Source organism: Xanthobacter sp. ZOL 2024 (assembly GCF_052932325.1).
The window spans coordinates 4,749,761-4,768,326 of sequence record NZ_CM128808.1 but is presented as its reverse complement, the minus strand read 5'-3'; the positions used below and the strand labels follow the sequence as shown (position 1 = coordinate 4,768,326).

Annotated in this window: 14 protein-coding genes; 7 read left to right on the top strand and 7 right to left on the bottom strand. The window is 68.0% G+C overall.

The window, feature by feature from the left end; genetic code table 11:
* Positions 1-108 precede the first annotated feature (108 nt).
* The 7 genes from ACU4E7_RS21820 to ACU4E7_RS21790 form a co-directional block, all read right to left on the bottom strand.
* The gene (locus tag ACU4E7_RS21820) at positions 109-1,248 is read right to left on the bottom strand and encodes an aminomethyltransferase family protein (RefSeq protein WP_447020124.1); all 1,140 of its coding nucleotides are present in this window, start codon (positions 1,246-1,248) and stop codon (positions 109-111) included.
* Positions 1,249-1,309: 61 nt separating this feature from the next.
* The gene (locus ACU4E7_RS21815) at positions 1,310-3,025 is read right to left on the bottom strand and encodes an APC family permease (RefSeq protein ID WP_447020123.1); all 1,716 of its coding nucleotides are present in this window, start codon (positions 3,023-3,025) and stop codon (positions 1,310-1,312) included.
* A 169-nt stretch (positions 3,026-3,194) separates the two neighbouring features.
* Positions 3,195-4,163, bottom strand: coding sequence for an electron transfer flavoprotein subunit alpha/FixB family protein (locus ACU4E7_RS21810; protein ID WP_238120994.1), 969 nt, complete (start codon positions 4,161-4,163; stop codon positions 3,195-3,197).
* Positions 4,163-4,957, bottom strand: coding sequence for an electron transfer flavoprotein subunit beta/FixA family protein (locus ACU4E7_RS21805; protein WP_238120995.1), 795 nt, complete (start codon positions 4,955-4,957; stop codon positions 4,163-4,165). Before ACU4E7_RS21805 ends, ACU4E7_RS21810 begins: the two co-directional genes overlap by 1 nt.
* Positions 4,958-4,965: 8 nt before the next feature.
* A complete protein-coding gene (locus tag ACU4E7_RS21800) occupies positions 4,966-6,384 on the bottom strand; it encodes a hypothetical protein (RefSeq protein ID WP_447020122.1) in 1,419 nt (472 codons plus the stop codon).
* A gap of 2 nt (positions 6,385-6,386) precedes the next feature.
* Complete coding sequence (locus tag ACU4E7_RS21795) at positions 6,387-8,549, bottom strand: heterodisulfide reductase-related iron-sulfur binding cluster (RefSeq protein ID WP_447020121.1); 2,163 nt, start codon at positions 8,547-8,549, stop codon at positions 6,387-6,389.
* A 156-nt stretch (positions 8,550-8,705) separates the two neighbouring features.
* The gene (locus ACU4E7_RS21790) at positions 8,706-10,913 is read right to left on the bottom strand and encodes an oxidoreductase (RefSeq protein WP_447020120.1); all 2,208 of its coding nucleotides are present in this window, start codon (positions 10,911-10,913) and stop codon (positions 8,706-8,708) included.
* A gap of 371 nt (positions 10,914-11,284) precedes the next feature.
* On the opposite strand from ACU4E7_RS21790, the gene ACU4E7_RS21785 reads away from it, so the two are divergent.
* The 7 genes from ACU4E7_RS21785 (at position 11,285) to ACU4E7_RS21755 (ending at position 18,552) form a co-directional block, all read left to right on the top strand.
* Entirely contained in the window at positions 11,285-12,187 is a 903-nt protein-coding gene (locus ACU4E7_RS21785; protein WP_447020119.1) for a LysR family transcriptional regulator, read from the top strand.
* A 135-nt stretch (positions 12,188-12,322) separates the two neighbouring features.
* Positions 12,323-13,336, top strand: coding sequence for a nitrilase-related carbon-nitrogen hydrolase (locus ACU4E7_RS21780; protein ID WP_447020118.1), 1,014 nt, complete (start codon positions 12,323-12,325; stop codon positions 13,334-13,336).
* 115 nt (positions 13,337-13,451) lie between these two features.
* Entirely contained in the window at positions 13,452-13,880 is a 429-nt protein-coding gene (locus ACU4E7_RS21775) for a Rid family hydrolase (protein WP_447020117.1), read from the top strand.
* 78 nt (positions 13,881-13,958) lie between these two features.
* A complete protein-coding gene (locus tag ACU4E7_RS21770) occupies positions 13,959-15,191 on the top strand; it encodes an ABC transporter substrate-binding protein (protein WP_238121002.1) in 1,233 nt (410 codons plus the stop codon).
* A gap of 28 nt (positions 15,192-15,219) precedes the next feature.
* Entirely contained in the window at positions 15,220-16,086 is an 867-nt protein-coding gene (locus ACU4E7_RS21765; RefSeq protein ID WP_447020116.1) for a branched-chain amino acid ABC transporter permease, read from the top strand.
* On the top strand, positions 16,083-17,855 hold the full coding sequence (locus ACU4E7_RS21760; RefSeq protein ID WP_447020115.1) for a branched-chain amino acid ABC transporter ATP-binding protein/permease: 1,773 nt from the start codon (positions 16,083-16,085) through the stop codon (positions 17,853-17,855). Before ACU4E7_RS21765 ends, ACU4E7_RS21760 begins: the two co-directional genes overlap by 4 nt.
* Positions 17,848-18,552 carry an ABC transporter ATP-binding protein gene (locus ACU4E7_RS21755; RefSeq protein WP_447021687.1) on the top strand — a complete coding sequence of 235 codons (705 nt, stop codon included), beginning with the start codon at positions 17,848-17,850 and terminating at the stop codon, positions 18,550-18,552. The genes ACU4E7_RS21760 and ACU4E7_RS21755 overlap by 8 nt, the downstream gene beginning before the upstream one ends.
* The last annotated feature ends 14 nt before the right edge of the window (positions 18,553-18,566 follow it).

The following is an 18,566-nucleotide window of genomic DNA, read 5'->3' as shown; positions in this document are numbered from 1 at the left end:
ACGGGAAAGGACCGGAGGCGGGCGGCCTCGCACCGCCCGCGCTCCGGCAAGGTTCCCAGGAGGAAGCCCCCGGGTTACGGCTCGGCCTGTCGCGGCAGCTGCGGAAGGTCAGGCCGTCCGTTCGTCGAGCGGGTGGGTCCGCAGGCGCAGCGGATCATAGAAGGGGGTCTTCACCACCCGCGCCGGGAAGCGCTCCTCGCCGCTGTGAACCTCCAGCTCGGTGCCGCAGCCGGCGAGGTGGGGCGCCACATGCACCAGGGCCAGTGATCGCATGACGTAGCGGCTGTAGGTGGCGGAATTCACGATGCCCACCTCCCGGCCATCGCGGAACAGTTTCGCCCCCGGCTCGATGGCCGCGTGATGGTCGATCTCAATGCCCGCCTGCGCCACCCGCTCCTGTCCGCGCCGGCGCAGCACGGCGTCGCGGCCGCGGAAGGCGGGCTTGTCCGGATTCACCGTCCAGCCGAGCCCGGCTTCCCATGGCGTCGTATCTCCTTCCGGCATGTCATAGGGATAGAAGAGCAGGCCGCCTTCCACGCGGACGATGTCGAGGCAGGACCACGACACAGCCATGGCCCCGTGCGGCCGGCCGGCCTCGAGAATGGCATCCCACAGGACCACGGCGTCGCCGGAGGCGCAGGACACCTCATAGCCGCGCTCGCCGGAATAGCCGCCGCGGGCGATGGAGACCGGGCGGCCGAACAGGCTGGTCCGCCGATGCCCGAAATAGGGCAGGGTCTTCAGCTCGAAGCCGGTGTGCGGCGCCAGGATGTCGAGGGCCTTGGGGCCCTGCAGCGACAGCATGTGCACGTCATTGTCCTTGCGGAAGGTCGCGTCGCGTCCCGCTGCGGCCGCCGGCAGCAGGTCCTCCAGGGCGCCGCTGCCGTGGGATACCCGATAGGCGTTCGGCCCATCGCAATAGACGAGGACGTCATCGATGATGCTGCCGTTGTCGTCCAGCAGCCCGGTGAGGGAGGCCGAGCCGGGGGCGATGCTGGCAATATCGGAGGTGAACAGCTCCTCCAGCACGGCCAGGGCATCGCGGCCCGAGACGTCGATGATGCGAAGGGCGGAGACGTCGAACAGGCCGGCGGCGGTACGCACGGCGACCACCTCGTCATCGGGGTCGGTGGCGTAGTTCTGCGGCACGGGCATGTCGTTCCACGCCGCCTCGAAGGTGGTGCCGAGGGCCCGGTGGCGATCGGACAGGGCGGAAAGACGGGAATAGGCGGGCAGGCCAGCGGTCATGCTGCGGGTCCTTTCTTGATGCGGGGAGAGGACGGCCCGGCAGGCGCCGGGCCGCCGGGGGTCAGAGCTGGAACAGCCAGTTGGAGGCGAGCACCACCACAAGTCCGGCGATGAGCGCGAGATAGGGCAGCATGCCGGCACGCTTCTGCGTGTGCTTGCCGTCGCCGATGGTCAGATCCTCAAAGGTCTCATGCGGGAACTTGCCGCCGTCCTGGATGTAATGGCGGTAGATGAAGACCGGGATGATGAGGGCGGCGGTGATGAGCCCGGCCCACAGCGCCACCGGGTTCCACACCTTCGCGCCGGCGCCCATGAACACCGCATTGACGAAGGCGAACACGGTGCCGAGGGCGAGGATGAAGGTGGGCGCCCGATAGGGCCGGTCCACATGGGCGCTGTCGATGCGGTGGATCCAGCCGGAGTTCAGGTTGAGGAAGTTGAAGATGATGTAGCCCACATTCGCCACCGCCAGCACGAAGAAGAAGCTGGTGCTGTCGGCGCACGCGATGGCCAGGAGCACGATGTTGAACCACAGGTCGGTCCACATGGCGCGGGTGGGCGCGCCGTGCTCGTTCACATGGTCGAGGAAGCGGGGCAGCCAGCCGTCCACCGCGCCCTGGTAGAGGGTGCGCGAGGAGCCGGCCATGGCGGTCATGATGGACAGCATCAGCGCCAGGATCATCAGCATGACGAGCACGCTCTCGACGATCTTGCCGCCGCCCACCATGTGGGCCATGGCCTGGGCGACGCCGGAGCCGTCGACGATGGCCGGATCGAGCATGCCGCTGAGGCCCAGAACACCCTGGAAGGTGAACGGCACCAGGATGAACAAAGCGAGGCACAGGAGGCCCGAATAGAAGATGGCCTTGAAGGTGTCGCGCTCGGGGTTGCGGAATTCGCCCGTGTAGCACACCGCGGTCTCGAAGCCGTAGGTGGACCAGGCGGCGATGAACAGGCCGCCAAGCACCAGCGTCCAGCCGGGAATGTTCCAGCTGCCGGCTTCCGGCGCCCCGGCAGCGGCCAGCGGCACCAGCGGCGAGAAATTGCTCCAGTTCACCTGTCCCGTCAGCAGCGGAACGATGCCCACCACCAGCATGGGCACGATCACCGACAGGCCGATCCATTTCTGCACATTGGCGGTGCCGAGAATGCCGCGATGCTGGATGGCGAACACCAGCAGCATGAGCGCGGCGCCCACGAAGAACGCGGCATTGAGGGAGAAGGACACCGGACCGATGGCGTGGGTCATCAGCGTCCAGTCCCGGATGTGGGGCGTCAGCGCGGCCACCGCGGCGGCGGCCTTCTCGGCCTCGGTGCCGGTGAGGCTGGCGCCGTGCAGGGTGAGCCACTGCGCCACTTCCGGGCTGTTGAGCGCGGGCACCGGGGCGAGGGCGTTGAGTATGTAGGCGGCGGCGATGGAGCAGCCAAGCGAGAGCACCGGGCTCCAGGCGAACCAGTTGCACCACACCGAGAGCGGCGCCACTAGCTTCACATATCGCACCCAGGCGGCCGCGCCGTAGATGGAGGCGCCGCCGGACTTGTTGGGAAACAGGCCGGCGATCTCGGCATAGATGAAGGACTGGATGAAGCCCATGCCGATGGAGATGCCCCAGATCAGGAATGACAGGGTCCCGGTCATGCCGGCGATGCCGCCGATGGAGAACAGCACGAGGGCGGGCACGCCGCTCGCGACCCAGAAAGCGCCGGTCCAGCTGATGGAGCGATGCAGTCGCCCCTCAGTCGTGGTCCCCTCTTGGACAGTGGTGATGGTGGTCACGATTTCCTCCCTCGCCCGTGTGCTCGGCTTCAGGTCAGGCAGGCGTGCCGGCCCGGGCGTTCTTGTGGACGTGTTCTATGGTTTGCGTGTTCAGCACTTGGCATGTTCAGCACTTGGCGTGTGCGCCGCCCGGCGCGTGCAGCCGGGCGGCCGGGTGCTGCGGCGAGGCCTAAAGGCCCTTCTGCTTGCGCACTTCCTCGGCGATCTCCAGCATGTCGCCGACGATGCCGTAGCGGGCGATGGAGAAGATGGAGGCTTCGGGGTCCTTGTTGACCGCGATGATGTTCTCCACGTGCTTCATGCCCCACTGGTGCTGCACCGAGCCGGAGATGCCCATGGCGACGTAGAGGTTGCACTTCGCCGCCAATTGGCCGGACTGGCCCACCTGGCGCGCCTTGGGCAGCCAGCCGTTGTCGGCGATGGGCCGCGAGCAGCCCAGGGTCGCGCCCAGGCCCTCGGCGAGCTCCAGGAACTGGGCCACGTTGGCCTCGTCGCCGACACCGCGGCCGATGGAGAGGATGAAGGGCGAGCCGGGAATATCGATGCCGCCGGTGGCCGGGGGATCACGCCAGTCCAGGTGCCGGCTGCGTCGCTGGGCATCGCCGGCCTCGAACGGGGTGATCCGGGGCTGGGCCGGGCCGGCGGCGGGCTCGAACGCCCCGCTACGCAGGGTGACGAGCACCCCTGCGCGACCGGGGAAGTCGATCTCCACGAACACCTTTTCCTGGTAGCCGGCGCGCGTCGCGACGACGGCGCCCTCCTCCACCTGGAGGCCGAATACGTCGGTGGCGAAGCCGAGGTCGTTGGCGATGGCCACCGCCGGGGCCAGCGCCCAGCTGTCGACGCTGTGGGGCATCAGCACCAGGGCCGGCTTGCGCGCGGCGATCAGGTCGCTGAGGGCCCGCTCATACAGGTGCGGCTCGAAGGTCGCGGCCTCGGGTGTGGTGATGGTGACCACCTCGTCCACCGCGCCGACGCTGACCGCGGGCACGAAGGCGGAGGGGTCGGTGGCGATCACCGCCACGCTCACCTCGCCGCCCACCGCCGCCTTCAACTGGCCGGCGGCGCCGATGGCTTCCAGCGTGGCGGCCCGCAGCTCGCCGCGCCGATGTTCTGCCAGAATGAGAATTCCAGACATCAGCCCTGCACCTCCTCGATGATTTCCAACAGACGGGCCGCCTGCTGGGACGGCGTGCCCTCGATCATTTCGCTCTTGCCCCGCTCGGGCACGTAGACACGCCGCACCCGGCTCAGCGCGCCAGCGCCGCCGATCTCCCCGGTGCTCAGGCCGAGGTCGGTGGGCGTGCGGCTTTCGATGGCCTTGGCGTTGGCCTGCTTGATGGCGCGCAGGGAGGCGTAACGCGGCGTGTTGATGCCGAGCTGGATGGTCAGCACCGCCGGTGTTTCCACCTCGATGCGCTCCACCAGCCCGCCTTCCAGCTCGCGCTCGACCGTGGCGCTGGCGGCGCCGGGCGCATAGTCGAGGCGGGAAACCACGGCCACCCGCGGCCAGCCGAGGAGGGCTGCCACCGACATGCCCGTCTGCGCATGGCCGAAGTCCGAGGACTGGGCGCCGCACAGCACCAGGCCCGGCTCCTCCTGTTCCGCCACCTTGGCGATGATGCGGGCGATGGCGACCCGGTCGGCGTCGCCGAGGTCCGCATCATCCACCCGAATGGCCCGGTCGGCGCCCTTGGCAAGAGCCTTGCGCAGGGTGTCGTCGGCATCGTCGGGGCCGATGGTGAGAACCACCACCTCCACGGTCCCCTCCGGTGCGGCTTCCTTGATGAGGACGGCGGTTTCGAGCGCGTATTCGTCGAACTCGTTGAGATCGAACTCGCAGAAGTCGGGGTCGACATCGCGGCCATCATCGCGGAGCTCGAACTCGTCATCGAGGGAAGCGACACGTTTCACCGGCACGAGTATTTTCATGGGCGTCCTCACAGGGCTGGAGAGAATTCGGCGGCGTGCGCCCGCTGCATGGGCGCGTGCGCGGCGAGCCGCGCGACCATCCGCGCGCCGACCGCGAACCGCACCTGCGGCTCGAGATCGTCGGCCAGGGACCAGGCATCGGCATCGGCCAGATTGGGATGGCGCACGGCCATGGCGCGGTTGAGCGGATAGGGGTCGGCGAGCAGCGGCTGCAGCGCGAGGGCGGGCGCGCACGGGTTCAAGGCCACCGCCCGGCGCACATCGGCATCGGCATGCCGGGCGCGGGCCACCAGGGCGGGGCCGCGAGCCTTGGGATTGCGGGCGACGGCGGAGGAGACGTCGACATGCGCATCGCCCTCCAGCGCGCGCAGGGCGGCCGTGGGCAGGTCCGGCCGATCGGCGACGCCGGCACGAACCCACGCATCCCCATCCGTGGCGAGGGCGGCAAGGGCGTCGTCCGGGCACTGCGGATTGCGCCCCGCCGCATGGCGGACTTGAGCTGCATCGTCGCGGCAGAGGGCGAGGAGGACGGTGTTCGGCAGTCTGGGGTTGCGTGCCAGCCAGGTGCGCACCCACACGTCGGGGTCGTGGCTCAGCGCCATGGCGAGGGCACGCGGCAGCCGCAGATGGCGCGCCTGGGCCCGGCGCACACGGGCCGCCGGGTCCTCGCCGGCGCCCGCCCGGCCGCCGGCCGTCGCGCGCACCGCTTCGGCCCGCACGGCGGGGTCGGGATCACCCAGCAGGCTCCGCGCGGCCGCGCGCGCCAGCGCCGGATTGCCGGCGCAGCGCCGGCGGAAGGCGGGATCTGGATCGCGCCAGGCGGCATTGAGCAGCGCCGGCGGGCAGGCCGGGTGGGCGACCAGCTCCAAGGTTGCCGCCGGCACGCCACGTGCGGCGATCGCGAGAAGGAGGGCGGCATCGGCTTGCGGATGACGGGCCAGCAGGGCGGCTTCGGCGGGGCTGGCCCCCACATGCAGGCGGTGCAGCACCAGTGTGGGCGTGGCGGGGTTGCGCAGCAGGGCGCCGCGCACCACCGTATCGGCATCGCCGGCCAGCCCGGCCAGCAGCAGCGCCGGTGCGTTGGCATGGCCGGCGACGGCGATGCGTGTCTCTTGGTCCGGCAGATGCTGGGCCACGTTCAGAAGCACCGCCGCGCTGCTGGCGGGATTGCGGGCGAGGCGCCGCAGCACGGCGGGGCGCTGCTCCTGCGCCAGCCGTTCCAGGAAGCGGACGGGTGTGAAGGGCAGGGCGGCGAAGGCGAGCTTCAGGCGCTCCCGTGCGAGCAGGATGCGCGCCAGGCCCGCCTGCGCCCGCGTGGCGCCGGCCGCGCCATAGGCGGGCAGGCACAGATAGGGGTCGGCCCGCCGTTCAAGGGCCAGCAGCAGGGCCGCCATGTCGGTGGGGGGAGCGGCCGCCGGCGCCCGCATGGCTAGCCCACCTCGGCCGGAGCCGCCGCCGGGGCGACCGCGTCGGCCTCCAGCGCCTCCGCCAGCAGCTCGGTGAGCTCCATCACCCGGAAGTTGCGCTCATTGCCGGTGGTCTTCACCGCATCTTCGAGCATCGTCATGCACTTGGGACAATTGACCACGAGCACGTCGAGCCCTTCGATCTCGGCCGCCTCGCGGGCCCGGATCTCGCTGACCTTGGAGGTGCCGGGCGGGTCCGGCACCCACACCCGCCCGCCGCCGGCGCCGCAGCAGAAGGAATTGTCGCGGCTGCGCGGCAGCTCCACCAGCTTGGCGCCGGTGGCGGCCACCACCTCGCGCGGGGCGTCATAGCCCTTGTTGAGCCGGCCGAGATGGCAGGGGTCGTGATAGGTGACGGTGAAGTCGAGCTGCCGCGCCGGCGCGATGCGGCCGGCGTCCAGCAGCTCCTTCAGATAGGCGCTGGCATGGCTCACCTGATAGCTGCCGCCGAGGTCCGGATACTCGTTCTTGAGGGTGTTGAAGGAGTGCGGATCGGTGGTGACGATGCGCGAGAAGGTGCAGCCGGAAAGCGTCTCCACATTGCCTTCCGCCAGTTGCTGGAACAGGCCTTCCTCGCCCACGCGCCGCACGTCGTTGCCGGCGGTGGTTTCCCCCTCATAGAGGATGCCGAAATCGATGCCGGCGGCATGCAGGATGCGGGCGAAGGCGCGACTGACCTTCTGGCTGCGCGGATCGAAGCTTGCATAGTCGCCCACGAACCACAGCACCTCCACCGGCTCCTTGCGGGCGTCCTTGATCTTGAACGGCAGGTCGCGGGTCCATTGCGGCCGCTTGCGACGGCTTTCGTTGAAGCAGTTGCCGGTCTTGCCGATGGCGCCGAGGGTGCGCTGCAGGGCGCTGTCCATGTCGCCCTGGTCCACCATGTCGCGGCGCAGCAGGTTGATGAGTGGCAGATGCTCCACCCCCACCGGGCAGATCTCGGTGCAGGCGCCGCACTGGCGGCATGACCACAGGGTGTCCGGCCGGAATTCGCCAGTGGCGAGGCCGACGAGCGGCGTGGCGCAGGCGGCGGCGCGCGGCTTCGGCAGCACTTCCCCCAGAAGCGCGTTGGCTTGCTCGCGCAGCGTCAGAATGACGTCGCGCGGGGAGAGCGGATAGCCGGCGGCGCGGGCCGGGCAGGCCTCGTGGCAGCGGCCGCACTTGGTGCAGGCATCGGCCTGGACCAGATAGCGGCTGGAGACGTCGCCGAGGGTGCGATAGCCGATGTGGTCGGCATCGAGATGGCCCAGCGGCAAGTGGTTCAGCGCGTTGGGGTCCTTCAGCAGCCAGGAGGTGGCGGCCGTGACGATGTGCTTGGCCTTGGTATAGGGGATGAGGGCGACGAAGGTGAGCGCCAGCACGCCGTGGAACCACCACAGGCCCATGCGCAGGGCGCCGGCGCCCTCGCTGCTCATGCCGATGGCTTTCAGCCCGGCCGCCACCAGCGCGCCGAACGGCGCCCACCAGCGGGTTTCCCACACCGCCGGCTCGGCCTGCAGCCACACCATGCGCGCGCCGGAGAGCAGGAAGCCGGTGATGCCGATGAGCAGCAGGGTCCACAGGAAGGCCCAATCCTCGATGCGGTAGCGCTCGCGTCTGAAATCCGCATCCTCGGGGGTGCGGTCCGGGCGGGCATAGTCGAGCTTGGGCGGCCGCAGCCAGCCGCGCCGGTACATCATATAGGTGAGCCCGGCGATGAAGCCGGCGCCGGCCAGGTTCAGCACCAGCTTGAAGAGGAGATAGAACTGCCCGTGCCAGAAATTCACGCCGAGCAGCGGGCCCAGAATGTCTTCCTGCAAGGTGATGGTGGCGGTGCCGATGAACAGCAGCGTGAAGCCATAGAAGATAAAGGCGTGGAGGCGCCCGGTGCGGGCATCGCGCCGGCGCAGGGCGCGGTGGCTGGCGATGACCTTCGCGGTATCCGCAAGACGGGTGGCGAGCTGGCGCCAGGAGAAGGCCGCGCCGCGCTGCCCGCTGCGATACTTGCGCACCTGCACATAGACGCCGAAGCCGAAGACGGCCATGGCGGTGATGGCATAGGCATAGAACGCCAGCAGCATCCACAGGGAGAAGTCCTGGAACAGGATGCGCGTGACCTCGGTGGGGGCGATGCCGCTCGGAATCATCTCGTGCTCGTCCTCGGCGCTTTCAGGCGCACGGCGTCCCGCCGGGCCGCCGCCTGCGTCTCGTCCAGTGAAGAAGAAGGGCGCCGCCCGGCGGAGCGGGCGGCGCTTGCGGGACGCGGCTCTGGCGTCCCGCCCGCATGACCGGGGCGAGGGGAACTAGCCCTGGTAGCGGATCTCGTAGGAGCCCCCCGGCTGGTAGGGGGCGCCGTAGACGGCCGCCTCGCGGCGATACGGCTTGGGCTCCTGCGGGTTCGCCTCCTCGATTTCGCGGGCGAGCCGCTGGCCGTCGAAGGTGGCGTCGGCGATGAGCTTGGGCGCCCAGGCATCGCCGATGATGTAGACCCCCTTCACCCCGTGCGCGGCCCACTCGCCGGCACGGTCCTTCAGCCCCCGGAACAGGGTGTCGTCGGAGCGGCGGGCGGTCACCAGCACCAGCGTGTCGAACTCGTGCCAGGCATGGGTGGTGTTGGCCGCGCGGGGCATCTTGCCGGGGCCGGTGTAGCTGCGCTTATGGCCGTCACCCCAGATGTTGTAGAGCTCGATCCGCCCCTCCTCGACCCGGCTCGCCCAGGTATCGCCCATCACGTTGATGTGCAGCTCGTGCAGCATCCGGTGCATGTTGGGCGCTTCCAGGGTGAAGTGCATGTAGCGGCCGAGCTCGACGCCGCTGGCCACCGTCACCTGGTGTCCCGCTTCCGCCAGCTTCTGCGCCAGGCTGGGCGCCATGTAATAGGGATCGGCATTGAGGATGACGACGCGCTTGCCGATGGGCTTGGTGCCGCGGATCACGTCCTCTGGCGTCAGCACATTGTCGCGCCGCGCGCCGTCGAGGCCGGGAATGGGGGCGTGGGTGAGGCAGTTGGTGCCGTCGGCCACCCAGTGGGCGCCGGTGGCGACCACCACCTTGTCGGCGCCATAGTCCAGCACATCATCCACGGTGAGGCGCTTGCTGCCCAGGGCCATCTGGCTGTCGCGGCTGCGCTTCATCAGCTTGGTGAGCTGCACCTCGCGATAGTCGCGGTGGTAGCTCCATTCGCCGAGGCCCGGCAGGGTGGCGACATCGTTCACATAGCCGCCCACCTTCTCGGCGCTGTCCACCAGATGCACCACATAGCCGCGCTCCAGCAGCACGCGGGCGCATTCCGAACCGGCGGGGCCCGCCCCCACCACCAAGATGGAGTCGTCCGATCCCTTCTTGGGGAAGCGCTCCGGATGCCAGCCGCGCCGGAATTCCTCGCCGGCGGTGGCGTTCTGGGTGCAGATCATGGGCGGGCCGCCGATCTCCCAGCGGGAGATGCACACGTTGCAGCCGATGCAGGTGCGGATATCATCCAGCCGGCCATCGCGGATCTTCTGTGGCAGGAACGGATCGGCGATGGAGGGGCGCGCCGCGCCGATCACGTCCAGCTCACCGTTGCGGATGACTTCCACCATCTTTTCGGGATCAGTAAAGCGGCCGACGCCGAGCACGCATTTCTTGGACGCCTGCTTCACGAACTTCTGCCAGGAGAGCTGATGGCCCTGGCGGTAGAAGCGCGAGGGGCCAGCATCCTCACCCCACTCGGCGATGTCGCCGACATTCACGTCCCACAGGTCCACCACATTGTCGGCCAGTTCAACGAACTTCAGGCCGTCGCGCTCCACCTCCACGCCTTCCTCGCCGATCAGGGTATCGACGGCGAAGCGGGTGGCGATGGCGCATTCGGAGCCCACCGCGGCCTTCATCTGCTCCAGGGTTTCGATCCAGAAGCGGGCGCGGTTCTCGAAGCTGCCGCCGTATTTGTCGGTGCGCTTGTTGTAATATTTGGAGAGAAACTGCAGCGGCAGATAGGAGTGCGCGCCATAGCAATAGATGATGTCGAAGCCGGCATCGCGGGCGCGGCGGGCGGCTTCCACGTAGAAGCCCTGCACGCGACGGATGTCGTCGTAATCCATCTCGTGGCAATAGGTGAGGGATTCGAACTCGGAGGCATACTGGCTGGGGCCGCGGGCGGTCTGGCGGGTTTCCATGCAGGGGGCGTGCGCACCGCCGTACCAGAGCTCGACGCCTGCCAGGGCGCCGTATTTGTGGATCTCGGAGGTCATCGCCGAGAGATTCCGCACGTCGCCTTCGTCCCAGATGCGCGCTGAGACACGGTGGGTGTCATCCGCTTCCGGATGGATGGAGCAATATTCGGTGTTGACCGCGCCCCAGCCGCCTTCGGCCTTGATGGAGCGATGGGCCGCCTGGAAACCGGGCTTGTCGGAGCCCGCGCCAATGCAGTGCGGCACCTGATAGAACCGGTTCTTCAGCACCTTCGGGCCGATCTTGATAGGCTCGAACAGAATATCGTACTTGCTGATGGTCAGGTCGTCGTGGGTCATTTCACTCCCCATGCAGATCCGGCCTGCCTGAACTTGGCAGCCGAATATTTTTCCCGAAAAGGCGCAAGGAGAAGTCTGGCGCGCAACTATCCGCGCCCGAAAACATCATGTTTTCGGTGGCTCGCCCCTGGTCGTTTCCGGTCGTTCTTTATTGGGAGAATTCTAACTGCGGGAGGGATGGTGCCCGCAATGGTGCCAAATGGCACTATGTCGCACGTGTCACCCGGACACAGCTGCGGAAAAGCCTGTTTTGCAGCGCCGTCTTCACCATGTTGCACTTGCGTTGCCGGCGGCTGCACCTGCTATGGGCGCACGGGTTGCTGGCGGCGGGCGGTGCGGTGGATTATGGCCGCCCGGGGAAGGCGGGGCCGATGCAAGCAGATCTGAAATACCTGGTGGAAATCGCCAATGCCGGCTCGGTGCGGCGCGCGGCGGAGGTGCTGCACATCGCTCCCTCGGCGCTGAGCCGCCAGATTGCCAATCTGGAGCATGAACTGGGCGTGCCGCTGTTCGATCGCCACGCGGGCGGCATGAAGCCCACGGCCTTCGGGGAGGTGGTGATCCGCTATGCCCGCACCACCATGCGCGGCTTTGAGCGCATGCGCTCGGAAATCGACGATCTCCAGTCGCTCAAGCGCGGCCATGTGAAGATCAATACCGCCGAAGGGGCGGTGGCAGACCTGGTGTTCGAGCTCATCGGCGAGTTGCGGCGGGAGTTTCCCGGCATCACCTATGAGGTGCAGGTGGCCGGCTCGCGCTCCAGCCTCGATGCCCTGGCTCAGGACAAATGCGACATCGGCGTCATCTTCCAGCCGGAGGCCCATCCTGACGTGGCGGTGCTGCGTGAGATCGTGCATCCCATCCGCCTCATCGCCGCGCCCAACCACCCGTTCAGCCAACGCGAGATCGTCGCGCTGCACGAGCTGGAAGCCGGGCCGCTCTGTCTGCAGTCGTCGGATTACACGGTGCGCGTGGTGTTCGATCAGGCGGTCAAGGCGGCCCACATGGTGATCGAGCCGGCGGTGGTCATCAATTCCGTCGAGTTTTCCAAGACCTTCGCGCGGGATGGCCTAGGGGTGTCGCTGGTGCCGCTGTTCGCGGTGCGGCGCGATGTGCATGCGGGCACGCTGTGCGCCATCAAGGTGGATTGCGCAGCCTTCGAGACCTCGACCATCGCCGTGTGCGTTCACAAGGAGCGGTTGATGTCGCTGGCGGCGGAGACGGTGCTGCAGCGGCTGCTCGATGCCTTCGAGACCTTTGCCGCGCCGCGATGAATTGGGCGGCAGAGTGCATAGCGTTGCCGAAATGGCAACGAAAAGTTCTATTCTTTCGTCTTCTGAGAACGCTTTCCCTGCCGGATGATCCTTCGTGCCGATGCTGCTGTTGTCGCGCCGAAGGAGTTTTTCCCCATGCCGTCGCCGTCCGCTTCTCCCTTCGTCCCCAAGGTTCCCGCCCCGTTCACCGCGGCGGTGGTCCAGGCGGCTCCGGTGTCCTTCGACATTGAGCGGACATTGGACAAGGTGGCCGATCTCGCGGCCGACGCGGCCCGGGCCGGCGCGGCTTTGGCGGTGTTCCCTGAGGCCTTCATCTCGGCTTATCCGCGCGGGCTCGACTTTGGCGCGTTCGTGGGGCTGCGCACGGCGGAGGGACGGGAGCAGTTCCGGCTCTATTGGGAAAGCTCGGTGGAGGTGCCCGGCCCGGTGGTGGAGCGCCTCAGCGCCATTGCCCGCGCCTCCGCCCTGCAACTGGTCATCGGTGTCATCGAGCGGGATGGCGGCACGCTTTACTGCACGGTGCTGTCGTTTGCCGCCGATGGCACCTATCTCGGCAAGCATCGCAAGCTGATGCCCACCGGTTCCGAGCGCCTCATCTGGGGCTTCGGCGATGGCTCCACGCTGCCGGTTTATGAGACGCCGCTCGGTCGCATGGGCGCGGTGATCTGCTGGGAAAACTACATGCCGCTGCTGCGCGCGGCCATGTATGGCAAAGGCGTGGAACTCTATTGCGCCCCCACCGCCGATGGCCGCGAGACCTGGCTGCCCACCATGCGGCACATCGCCATGGAAGGCCGGTGCTTCGTCTTGTCGGCCAACCAGTTCTGCCGCCGGACCGACTATCCCGCCAGCTATCCCTCGCACCTGGGCGAGGAACCGAACGCGGTCTTCTCCCGGGGTGGGTCCTGCATCGTCGATCCCATGGGGCAGGTGCTGGCGGGGCCGGATTTCGAGGGCGAGGCATTGCTGACCGCGCAGATCGACCTGCGCGAGGTGGTGCGCGCCAAGTTCGATTTCGATCCCGTCGGGCATTATGCGCGGCCCGATGTGCTGGCGCTGACCGTGCATCAGGACGCGCGGGCACCGGTGACCTTCACGCCCCCCGCACCGCTGCCGGCGGTGGAGGACCCCACCGCCGAGGTGGTCTGATCCGCGGGGCCGCACGGCGCCGCACCTCGTCCCTTCCCACACCCATCGTAACCCTCCGCCTCGGCCGGTCCCGGGCGGCAGCGATGGCGGACGTCCCGAAGTCACAGGAGAGAACATGGCCTTGCCCCCCGCTCCCCATGTCGCGAACGCGCTGGAAAAGCAGGTTCCCACGGTGCCCGGCCTGTCCGAGGCCATCCAGGCGCGCGACATCCCGCTGTCGGTGGTGACGCGCGGCGGCGGCCTCGTGTTCGTCTCCGGCCTGCCGCCCATCGATCCGGCCACCGGCGCCATGGTGGAGGGGGATATCCGCGTCCAGACCCGGCAGGTGCTGGAGAACGTGGCGGCGGCCCTGGCCGCCGCCGGCAGCAGCGTCGAGAAGGTGCTGAAGGTGACCGTCTACTGCACCAACACGGGCTATTTCGAGCAGGTCAACGCCGTCTATCGCGAGATGTTCGCCGCCGCGCCGCCCGCCCGCACCTTCGTGGCCGTGGGTTCATGGCCGTTTGCCGCCGATATCGAGATCGAGGCCATCGCGCTCGCCTGAACAGTCAAGCCAAGACCCGAGACAATCGGACGAAAGAACATCCAGAGAAAAATCAGAGCCAGAACAGAGGGGTTATCCATGACACACGCGAGCACCATCACGCATTTGCGAGCTCCGGCGCGCGCCTCCCTTTTCACGCGGCTTGCCGCCGCGGCGCTCACCACGGTGGGCGTGCTGGCCTCCGGCGCGGCGGCCGCGGTCGAGCCGGTGAAGCTCGGCGTCATCATGCCGCTCACCGGCGGGCAGGCGCCGTTCGGGCAGAATTCGCTGCGTGCCATCGAGCTGGCGGTGGAGCGCATCAATGCCGCCGGGGGCATCGAGGGGCTTGGCGGCGCCAAGATCGAGCTGGTGGTGGCCGATGCGGCGAGCGATCCCACCACGGCCGCCTCGGTGGCCCAGCGCATCATTTCGCGTGATCGCGTTTCGGCGATCATCTGCTGCTTCGCAAGCTCCCTGACCATCGCCGCCAGCGAGGTGGCGGAGCGCAATCGCACCCCGCTGCTGGGCATGGCCACCTCGGACACGCTGACCACCCGCGGCTTCAAGAATTATTTCCAGATCACCACCCGCGCCTCGGTCTACGGCGCCGCGCAGCTCGACGACACCATCGCCCTGGCCAAGGCCAACGGCAAGCAGATCAAGAAGATCGCGGTGGTCTATGAGGACACCGCCTATGGCCAGTCCACCGCCGCGGGCCTGCTGAAGCGCGCCAAGGAGATCGGCATGGATGTCGCCCTGGCGGAAGCCTATCCGCAGGGCATCAACGACGTGATGCCGTTGATCCAGAAGATCCGCGCGGGCAACCCCGACGTGGTGCTGGGCGTGTCCTATTTCTCGGATGCGGTGCTGCTGGTGCGCGGCATGCGCCAGGCCGGGCTCACCATGCCCATCGTCGGCGCGGCGGCCGGCTATGTGATCCCCGAGTTCAAGGAGGCCCTGGGGCCGCTGGCCAATGGGGTGATGAGCACCGTCTACGCCAATTACGACCATTATGGCGCGTTCGGCGAGGCCTATCGCAAGAAATACGGTACCTTCATGACCCACGATGCGTTCGAGCACAGCGCGCTGGTCTATGTGGTGGCGGAAGCCATGAGCAAGGGCAAGACCACCAAGCCCGCCGAGCTCGGCCCGGTGCTGCGCACCCTCGACGTCACATCCGCGCCGGTGAACGGCATGCCGGGCGGTGGCGCGAAGTTCGACGAGACCGGCCTCAATTCCCGCGCCCACCCCATCCTGGTGCAATGGCAGGACGGCGAGCTCTTCACCGTGTGGCCCAAGCAGGATGCCACCCGTTCGGTCATCTGGCCCTGAGCCACGCCTTAAGGATCAGGGTGCCCTCATGACGGAACAGATCCTCCAAGCGATCGTGAACGGCATCCTGATCGGGGGTGTTTACGCGGTCCTCGCGGTTGGCCTGGCGCTGGTGTTCGGCGTCATGGAGATCGTCAACTTTGCCCAGTCGGAATTCGTGATGCTGGGCATGTACGTCGCTTATGCGGTGTTCGCGGCGGTGGGGCTCGACCCCATCGCTGCGGTTCCCATCGTCTTCCTGGCGGTGTTCGCGTTCGGCGCGGCGGTGCAGCGTCTGCTGATCCAGCCGGTGCTGCGCGCGCCGATGGTGTCACAGATCTTTCTCACCGTCGGCCTCTCGTTCGTGCTGGTGGCCGGTGCCCAGCTTCTGTTCGGCGCCACCTTCCTCAGTGTCGTCACGCCCTATCAGACCGCCGCCCTCACCTTCGGCGGGCTGCAGGTCTCGGTGCCCTACCTGCTCGCCTTCCTCGCCTCGGCGGTGATGGCGGCGCTGCTCTGGGCCTTCCTGGAGCGCACCGACATGGGGCGCGCCATGCGCGCCACCTCCCAGAACCGCACGGCGGCGCAGCTCATGGGCATCAATCCCACGCGCATCTACATGATCGCCTTCGGCCTTGGGACCGGCCTTGCCGGCGTCGCCGGCGCGGTGATCCTGCCCTACGCCTATGTGTTCCCCACTGTCGGCCACAATTACTCGCTGGTGATGTTCACCGTGGTGACCCTGGGCGGTCTCGGCAGCGTCTCCGGCGCTGTGGTGGGTGGCCTCGTAGTGGGGGTCATTCATGCGGTCAGCGCGGTGTTCCTGCCCACGCAGCTGCAGAACGTGGTGGTGTTCGCCATCTTCCTCGCCACCCTCCTGTTCCGTCCCTCCGGCCTCCTGGGAGCCAAGGCATGAGCGGCTTTCTTCGCGGCCTCGCCGTCTCGCGCGCCGAAGCCCTGTGTATCCTCGCAACCGTGCTGGCGATGGTCGCCCTCGGCCTTCTGATGGAAGGCGACGGCTATAATTTGCGCATCCTGACCCTGGCGGTTCTGTTTGCCGGGGCAGCCACCGCCTGGAACCTGGTGGGCGGCTTCGCCAACCTCATCTCCATGGGCCACGCGGCCTTCTTCGGCCTCGGCGCCTATGCCTCCACCCTGCTGTTCATCCATTACGGGCTCAGCCCATGGGGCGGCATGCTGGTGGCCGGCTTCATCGGGGTGCTGGCGAGCCTCGTCATCGGCATCCCGACCATGCATCTGCGGGGCCATTACTACACCCTGGCGACCCTCGCCGCAGTGGAGTTGCTGCGCATCCTGGCGCTCTACTTCACCGGGCTCACCGGCGGCCCCGTGGGCCTCTCCGTGCCCTACCTGCCGAATGCGAGTTTCTGGGCCTTCCAGTTCGAGGGCAGCCGGCCCTATTACTTCATCGCCCTGGGCATGCTCGCGGTGGTTCTCGCCGTCAGCTACGGCTTTGATCGTGGGCCTCTGGGCTATCGTCTGCGGGCGCTGAAGAACAGTCCGGAGGCGGCCGAGGCGAGCGGGGTGGACACCACCCGCGCCAAATTGATCGCCAATGCCTGGAGCGGCGGGCTCATGGCGGCGTTCGGCACCCTTTACGCGCAGTTCCAGTTCTTCATCGATCCCGACACGGTGTTCGGCTTCTGGACCATCTCCATCAAGCTCGCCATGATGACCATTCTGGGGGGCATCGGCCTCATCTGGGGGCCGTTCGTGGGGGCGCTCATCCTGGTGCCGCTGGATGAATGGGCCAACGCCACCTTCACCGGCAATTCGGCGGCCCTCAGCCGGTTCATCTATGGCGCCTTGCTCATCGCCCTCATCCTCATCCGGCCCAATGGGCTGCTGAGCATCGTGAAGGGGCTGCTGCCCACCGCGCGCCCGCAGGTCGCGCCTGCCACCGCGGTGCTCACCACGGCGGACGCGGCTCCCGGTGATCCGCTGCTGGTGGTGGAGGGGCTGACCCGCCAGTTCGGGGGCCTTATCGCCGTGAACGAGGTCAGCTTCACCCTGAAGGGGGCGGAGATACTCGGCCTCATCGGTCCCAATGGGGCCGGCAAGAGCACCACCTTCACCCTGCTCGCCGGGCTTGATCAGCCCACCCGCGGCAGTGTCATCTTGGAGGGCACGCGCCTGACCGGCCTGCCGGCCCATGCGGTGGCGCGGCTCGGGGTGGTGAAGACCTTCCAGAACACGGCCCTGTTCGAGGACATGTCGATCCTCGACAATGTGGTGGTGGCCGGGCTGCTGCGCTGCCCGACGCTGGCGCAGGCCCGCGCGCTGGGGCTGGAGGCGCTGGAGCTGGTGGGGCTCGATCCCGATCTCGCCCCCACGGCCGGCGAGCTCAATACGGTGGACCGGCTGCGGCTGGAGATCGCCCGCGCCGTCACCACCCGCCCCAAGGTTTTGCTGCTGGACGAGGCCATGGCCGGCCTGACGCCACAGGAGACCGATCTGGCCCTTGAGATGATCCGCCGGCTGCGGGCATCGGGCATGGCGATCATCGTGGTGGAGCACAACATGCGCGCGGTGATGGCGGTGGCCGATCGCATCGTGGCCATGGATCACGGGGTGAAGATCGCCGAGGGGCGCCCGCAGGAGGTGGCTCGGCACCCGAAGGTGATTGAATCCTATCTCGGCGGGGAGCATCGCGATGTTGCTTGAAGTGTCCGACCTGCGCGTGTCCTACGGCCGCGTCAACGCGCTGCGCGGCGTCTCGCTGCAGATGGACCGCCACCAATGTGTCGGCGTTCTCGGCGCGAACCGGGCCGGAAAGACCACTTTGGCGCGGGCCATCTCCCGCCTGGTGCCGTTCCAGTCCGGAGACATCCGATGGCAGGGCCGCAGCACCGCCAGGATGCGCCCCGACGAGGTGCCGGGCCTGGGCGTCGCCCATGTGCCGGAAGGGCGCCAGATCTTCAAGCGCATGAGCGTCGAGGAAAACCTGCTGGTGGGGGCGCTCACCGCCGACAGCCGGCCCCATCGGGCGCAGTCGCTGGAGCGGATCTATGCGCTGTTCCCCCGCCTTGGCGAGCGCAAAGCGCAGATGGCGGGCACCCTCTCCGGTGGGGAGCAGCAGATGGTGGCCATCGGCCGCGCGCTGATGCTGCGGCCGCAGCTTCTGATCCTCGACGAGCCCTCGCTCGGGTTGGCGCCTATCGTGGTGCAGGAGGTGTACCGCACCATCGCCGCGATCCGCGAGGAAGGCATCGCCATCCTGCTCGTGGAACAGAACGTGGCGCTGGCGCTCGACTGTATCGATCGCGGCTATGTGCTGGAAAACGGCTGCGTCGCGGTGGCCGGAAGCGCGGCGGAACTGCGCGACAGCGCCGCCGTGCGGGAGGCCTATCTGGGGCTCTAGCTCATTGAACTCTC